5 protein-coding genes are annotated in these 7,052 nt (G+C 47.0%); all 5 read left to right on the forward strand.

Features of this window, described 5'->3' with window-relative positions; all coding sequences use genetic code 11:
• On the forward strand, window positions 1-3,179 hold a 3,179-nt coding region (locus tag ACNKW2_RS17460), incomplete at its 5' end, for a TonB-dependent receptor (RefSeq protein ID WP_419149697.1).
• A 20-nt stretch (window positions 3,180-3,199) separates the two neighbouring features.
• The gene (locus ACNKW2_RS17465) at window positions 3,200-4,429 is read left to right on the forward strand and encodes an amino acid deaminase (RefSeq protein WP_419149698.1); all 1,230 of its coding nucleotides are present in this window, start codon (window positions 3,200-3,202) and stop codon (window positions 4,427-4,429) included.
• 14 nt (window positions 4,430-4,443) lie between these two features.
• A complete protein-coding gene (locus ACNKW2_RS17470; RefSeq protein ID WP_419149699.1) occupies window positions 4,444-5,316 on the forward strand; it encodes a MurR/RpiR family transcriptional regulator in 873 nt (290 codons plus the stop codon).
• Window positions 5,316-6,803: an N-acyl-D-amino-acid deacylase family protein gene (locus ACNKW2_RS17475; protein WP_419149700.1), complete on the forward strand. Its 1,488-nt coding sequence runs from the start codon at window positions 5,316-5,318 to the stop codon at window positions 6,801-6,803. Before ACNKW2_RS17470 ends, ACNKW2_RS17475 begins: the two co-directional genes overlap by 1 nt.
• The gene (locus ACNKW2_RS17480; protein ID WP_419149701.1) at window positions 6,803-7,003 is read left to right on the forward strand and encodes a RidA family protein; all 201 of its coding nucleotides are present in this window, start codon (window positions 6,803-6,805) and stop codon (window positions 7,001-7,003) included. Before ACNKW2_RS17475 ends, ACNKW2_RS17480 begins: the two co-directional genes overlap by 1 nt.
• Window positions 7,004-7,052: the final 49 nt, after the last annotated feature.

The following is a 7,052-nucleotide window of genomic DNA, read 5'->3' on the forward strand; positions in this document are numbered from 1 at the left end:
AAAACAGGTCGCTTAAAGCGGCAAATGGTGACAACTACCTTGAAAAACGCCGAAGCTACCTTATGGCTGAAACGTCGGAACAAAATGACAGCGATGTCATTAAAGCGCAAGCTGAAGAGCAAATGGAAGTTATTGAAGTAAGAGGGATCCGTGGCAGTATCAATAGCGCACAAAATATTAAGCGTTTTGCCGATACTGTAAAAGATGTCATTACTGCCTCTGACATAGGCGCTTTACCTGATAAGTCGGTTACTGAAGCACTACAGCGTGTACCCGGTGTAACCATAGAACGCTTTGCTTCTTCGGATGATCCCAAGCATTACGCTGATGAGGGTACGGGGGTGTTAGTACGCGGGCTAGACAGAGTACGTTCTGAAGTAAATGGCCGCGATGCATTTAGTGCTAACCCCTCTGGTGGTCTTAGCTATGAGGATTTTCCTGCGGAGTTGCTTGGTGCCGTAGAAGTCGTCAAAAACCAAACGGCTGATCTTATTTCTGGTGGTATTTCAGGTACGGTTAACCTCATCACTCGAAAACCCTTTGATGGCGACGAACGCTTAATTTCGTTTAATGCCAAAGCCAATTATGGCGACTTTAGAGAGGAAGTAACGCCTTCTTTTTCTGCGCTTTTTTCAGATAACTGGGAAACGGACGCCGGAAAATTTGGCTTTCTAGTTGCTCTGTCACAATCAGAATATCAAACTCGAGGGGATGGTGTGGGGTTAGGAAACTTCCACTCTCGAGGTGATGCCTTTGTTCCTACCTTGGATCAATGGGGTGGCATTACCGGTGTCGATCCGTCTTCACCGGTAGATGGCCCCGCTTTACCTGGGCAGCCAGCAGGTAGCGTTTGGCACGTACCTGTGGCAATTCATATGAGCACAGCCACTAATGATCGTAAGCGCTCAGGGTTAACCTCATCACTGCAATGGGCAAATAGCGACGAAACCATCGTTGCTACCTTAGAGCATATTCGCTCAAAAGCTTCCCTGGAGTGGAATGAGCGCCAAATTGGTCAAGCCGCGCAGGGCTTTAAAGGTTTTATGGGCTCTTCACAAAACTGGCAGGATGACGCGCAAAATGGCTATCCGCTCACCACTGAAAACGGCTTTGTCACCTCAGGGATTGCCTTGGGGGTGAGTCCAGAAACGCCGTTTTTCTATCGTAGCCGTTGGAACTATAACGAAAACACCGTTAACGACACTTCTTTCAAGCTAACCTTAAAGCCGGCCGAACGCTGGACAGTGGATCTCGATTATCAATATATCGACTCTGAAAAAGAGGTAGAAAATTACAGTATGTCGGGGCAAACTCGGGGCAATCATGTTCATGTTGTGTCGCCTTATTTTTTAGATATGCGTGGCTCAAGGCCAACCGTAGAATTCTTGAGCGATAATATTTTAACCGCCGGCTGGTCGCCCAATGAAGATTGGAATGGTCCGGTGCCAAACGTGTTCCTTGGCAGTGGTATGGAACAAGTAGAGCAAAATACTGCAGACGCGCAAAGTTTTAAATTAGACTTCAAATATGAGTTAGATGGCGACTTCACAAGCATTAGCTCTGGCGTTTACGTATCTGATAAAGACCTGACGGTACGAGATACCGCCTATGAGGGGTGGTCAGCGATTGGTACGCCTTGGGTGCAAGCGGATCGTAATGCTGCCGCGGCAGTGAATCGTCCAGAGCTATTTGAGCGCGTAGATTTTTCCGATTACTTTAACGGGGAAGTACTGCAGGGCTCGGTGGATAACTTCTTATTTCCTAAAATGAGTTTGGTCAGAAATTACGCCGATTCGCTTCGCCAAGGTTGTCAAGATGGTTGGCATAATGCCACCAACAGTGCTGCTAACGGTGGTACATGTAGTGGGGTTTATGTTCCTTACGAAGATAAACCTGATCGGGTAGAAGGACCCTTTGCGGCCCACAACATCAGTGCCACCAATGAAAAGCGTGCTGAGTTCTATGTCCGTGGTGATTTTGATTTCTTACTTCAAGATATTCCAGTGGTTGGTAATGTAGGCTTGCGCTATGTTAATTATCAGCTTGAATCGACTGGAGCTTTAGTGCAGCCAGCAACCATCAAGCGTGGTGAGCCGGGTACTTCTTTAAATGCCGTAATGCAACAAAGCGAATATAAACGCTATTACGATATTGCCGGTGGTGAGTCTGAGCTCAGCACAGTTGAAGGCACCGATTACAGCACCGTATTGCCAAGCTTAAATTTAAGTTTTGGTGTAAGTGAAGACGTGGTGGTTCGTTTTGGCGCTTCTAAAGCACTGCATTTTCCAAGTCTTGTTGATGCTAGAAACATTAGCATTATTAACTTAGATTACACCAGAAGACTACAAACTCCTGGTGCTGACTATGACGAAGAAAATAACCCCGTGGTGGGGATTGATGACATTGAATTGACAGCCTTGTCGGGCAACCCTTACATCGAACCAGAAGAAGCTATTAATGTTGATTTAACCACTGAATGGTACTTCGCTCCGGCAGGGTATGTTACCGCCGGGTTATTCCACAAAAAACTCGATAATATTATTCGTGACCGCGCGTTTGACATGTCGGTGTCTTACAGCGGGGAAGACTACGATATCTCGGCATATGGTCCGGCAAATACGGGCTCAGGTACGCTCAGAGGACTGGAGTTTTCCTACTCGCAATTTTACGACATGCTGCCTGGCGCATGGAGTGGCCTCGGTTTACAGCTAAACTTCACTTATATTGACCAAGAGGGACTTGAAGATCCTAATGAGGTCTCGGCTGGTACATTAGGCTTTAACGAAAATGGCGACCCGATTACCGATAACCGCAATACATTCCGCGTATTTAGTGGTTTACCACTGCAAGGCTACTCAGACCAGAACTTCAATGTTATCGGTATGTACGAATATCAGGATATTTCTTTTCGGCTTGCTTATACTTGGCGTTCAGAATACTTGTTAACACTGCGTGAGTCGGAAGAATATGTCCCTGCTTTTGCTGAAGCGACCGGCATGATGGATGCTAGTCTGTACTACACCATCAATGATCATTGGAAGATTGGCCTAGAAGCCAGCAACCTGTTGGATACTGAAACGAAAACCAAGTATCAGATGGATCAAGCCGGCACTAAAACGCAGGCGCTGAGCTTCACCACCGATAGACGTTTTGCATTAAGTGTTCGCGCAACATTTTAATATTGCCAGGGAGTGAAGATATGATGCTTAATCAAGGCAAAGGAATGGGCGCGGTTAAGCAACTAGCTCAAAATGGTTGGGATATCCTCAAGGAAGAGGTAAGTCTTCCGATTGCGGTACTGGAGAAATCGGCATTAGTAAATAATGCTAAGTGGATGGCCAATTTTGCCAAACTAAATGGGGTCTCTTTGGCACCACATGGCAAAACCACCATGGCGCCCGCGCTTTTCCAGTTGCAACTAGAGCACGGAGCTTGGGGAATAACGGTGGCCACAGTACCGCAACTGGCGGTGGCCGTTGAGGCGGGAGCAAAGCGAATTATTTTAGCGAATCAGTTGGTTGGCCGTTTCCACTTCGCTCAAGTTAAGCAGTTATTAACGCAAAGAGATATCGAGTTATATTGCTTTGTTGACTCACAAGCTAATGCTAGGGAGTTAGGCGCATTTTTTGTGGGCTGTGCCAATAAACTTAATGTATTGCTCGAGGTGGGGATCGCTCAAGGTCGTTGTGGTTGTCAAAGTTATGCTGAATTAATGGACTTAGCACATTGCTGTTCGCAGTATGATGGCCTTGCGGTTGCTGGGATCGGGTTTTATGAAGGAGTGATCCATGGCTCAGAGGCTGAACAGCAAGTTGCTCAATTTGTTGCCGAAGCATTGCAGCAGGCAGTAGCACTTCATCAACAGGGCTACTTTTCTGTGACAAAGCCGGTGATCACCGGGGCAGGATCTGCTTGGTATGATATTGTCACTGCAGTGTGGCAAGAAAAGGCGACTGAATTACCGTTTCATTGTGTTATTCGTCCAGGCTGTTATTTGATCCATGACACCGGCATTTATCAGCAAGCGCAAGATAAAATTAGTCGCCGCAGTCAAGCAGCTCAAACAATAATGGGGGAGTTGCGCTCCAGCTTATTCATTTGGGCTTATGTGTTGTCTTTACCAGAGCCTGGTAGGGCGATTATTGGCATGGGCAAACGCGATGTGGCGTTTGATGCGGGGTTACCAACCCCTGAGTGGGCTTACTCTCCAAAGCAGCAACAATTACACAAAGTGGATGATGCTTGGACACTTACTGCCATTATGGACCAACATGCTGTAATGATAATACCCAAAGGAGCTAGGCTTGATGTGGGTGATATGATGTGTTTTTCCACTTCACATCCGTGCTTAACGTTTGATAAATGGAAACACATTGCCATTGTTGAGCAGCCTTGGGTAGTGAATGAGTTAGTTACAACGCAGTTCTAACATCAGGAGGACGTGTGGACATTATCAGTAAAATAAAAGAAGGTTTGGGCTTATTTAGTCCGGCAGAAGAAAAAGTAGCTAGGCTTATTTTAGCCCAGCTTAGCTTTGCCGCAGCGGCCTCCATTAATGAGTTGGCAGATAAAGCCGGTGTCAGTCATGCCACAATTACGCGGCTGGCGAAAAGTTTAGGTTGTGACAATGTCCGAGACTTAAAATTTCAGTTAACGCAATCTGCCGCTATCGGGGAGCGCTTTACCAATCAAGAATTAGTGGAAAAAGAGGGCATTTCTCATGTTTACACGGCCATTCAGGAGATACTGACACTCAACGCTGGATTAATTGCTGAGCAAGTGGTTGAACAAGCTGCCAAACTGATATGTGAAACACGGCACTGTTTAATTTTTGGTGTGGGCGGCGGCAGTAGCATGATGGCACAAGAGTGCCAAAACCGTTTGTTTCGGCTTGATGTGTTAAGCAATGCCTATTCTGATCCCATGATGATGCGAATGGTAGCCTCTACCGTTAACAAGCAAGACGTGGTGATATGCCTTTCTCTCAGTGGCGTCTCACCAGATGTTTTAGACGCAGCGCGTATTGCTAAAGAGTATGGTGCTTTGGTTGTGGCAATTTGTCCTCAAAGTGAGCTGGCAGCCATTGCTGAACATCACCTGCCCATAAAAACCCAAGAAAGCGATTATATTTTTAAGCCTAGTGCCGCGCGTTACGCCATGATGGCAGCCGTGGATATTTTATCTAGTGAAGTGGCGATAATAAACCAGCGCCGTTCAAAGGAGAAACTCAGGCGATTAAAAACTCAGCTCGACCAACACCGAGATAAAAATAGCACGATGGCGCCGGCTGATAAGCGCTTTCCATTGGGAGATTAATGAACGTGACAAGGATTGCTGCCGACACCATCATTCGCGGTGCCACCGTGTACAATTATCCAGCGCATAGTGCTCAGCAGCTGGATGTGGCAATTGCAGGAGATAAAATAATTGCAGTGGGCGAATGCCACAATGTGCAGGCTAGCGAAGAGGTCGATGGTAAAGACCTAGTACTTGCACCAGGGTTTATTGATGTCCACACTCATGATGATCTGGAGGTGATACGCAACCCCGAGATGCTGAGCAAAATCAGTCAAGGAGTGACCACGGTGATTGCTGGAAACTGTGGCATTAGCGCAGTACCTTTCGCTGCGGAAGTCAGAGCTGTGGAGCCATTAAACTTACTAGGCACACAAAGTGAATTTGCTTTTGCGCAGCTGCAAGACTATCGACGCGCACTGCAAAAAGTCCCGGCAAAAGTGAATGTGGCTATGCTGATTGGCCACACCTGTTTGCGTGCGCAAGTGATGGAAGATCTTTCCGTTGCTGCAAATGAGCAGCAATTGAAGGCAATGCAAACGCTATTAGATACGGCTATGCGTCAGGGAGCTCTTGGGCTCAGCTCAGGTTTGGCCTATCAAAATGCCAATGCTGCCAGTAGCCATGAAGTGACGACACTGGCAAAAGTTGTGGCGCAATACCAAGGCGTTTATGCAACCCATTTACGCACAGAGTTTCAGGGTATCATTGCCGCGATGGAGGAAGCGTATAGCACAGCCCAGAACGCTGGTATTCCTTTAGTCATTTCGCATATTAAGTGCGCTGGTAAGCAAAATTGGGGGCGTGCAGCAGAGGTGATTAATCATTTTGAACTGCGCCGAGCACAACAAGACATTAGCTGTGATTGTTACCCTTATGCAGCGAGCTCCAGCACCCTAGATTTACACCAGGTTAGCAGTGATGCTGAGATTTTTATTACTTGGTCCAAATCTCATCCAGAAATGGCGCAACAGTCATTAGCCGATATCGCTAGTCAGTGGCAGTTACCCTTAATGGAAGCGGCGAAAAAGCTGCAGCCTGCCGGGGCTGTTTACCATTGCATGCAAGAGCAAGATGTGGAACAGTTTTTGGCCTACCAGCACAGCATGATTGGCTCCGACGGCCTGCCCTGTGATCCCCATCCCCACCCTAGATTATGGGGAACTTTTCCGAGAGTATTAGGCGAGTACAGTCGTGAGCGCGAGCTACTAAGTATGGCCTTAGCAATACATAAAATGACAGCGCTGCCAGCGTGGCGCTTTGGGCTCCAGCAGCGGGGCCAAATAAAGCCCGGCTATTTTGCCGATTTGGTGTTATTTGATGCAAAAAAGATCAAAGATACGGCAACTTACGTCAAACCTCAGTCTCTAGCGACAGGAATAGAGAAAGTGTGGGTAAATGGCAAGCTCAGTTATCTAAGTGACAATGCCTATCGCAATAGTGTGGAAACGGCAAATGCCGGGCGCTTTTTAACGCATAATAAAATCGAAAATAAAAAAAGAGAGTAATGATGACAATAACAAGAATAGGTGTTGAAGGGGGAGTTGGAACTGGCGGGCAGCATTTGCCCTTTGCGCGAGCTACACTCGCCGGTGGTTGGCTTCGGGTTTCCGGGCAAACGCCGATGCAAGACGGTGAAATTGTTGAAGGAGGAATTGTTGAACAATCGCGGCTGGCAATCGACAACTGCATTGCCATTATGTGGTAGTGTTTAGAAATCTGTGTCATTTCACTAGAATACACAAAAGAGGAATGAT

It is taken from the genome of Pseudoalteromonas 'SMAR' (assembly GCF_048515945.1).
In the GTDB taxonomy this organism is placed as follows: domain Bacteria; phylum Pseudomonadota; class Gammaproteobacteria; order Enterobacterales; family Alteromonadaceae; genus Pseudoalteromonas.

Bases quoted from the DNA above. Each gene is read 5' to 3' on its own strand.
- ACNKW2_RS17465 (WP_419149698.1), top strand. From the start codon at position 3,200: ATGATGCTTAATCAAGGCAAAGGAATGGGCGCGGTTAAGCAACTAGCT.
- ACNKW2_RS17475 (WP_419149700.1), top strand. From the start codon at position 5,316: ATGAACGTGACAAGGATTGCTGCCGACACCATCATTCGCGGTGCCACC.
- ACNKW2_RS17480 (WP_419149701.1), top strand. From the start codon at position 6,803: ATGATGACAATAACAAGAATAGGTGTTGAAGGGGGAGTTGGAACTGGC.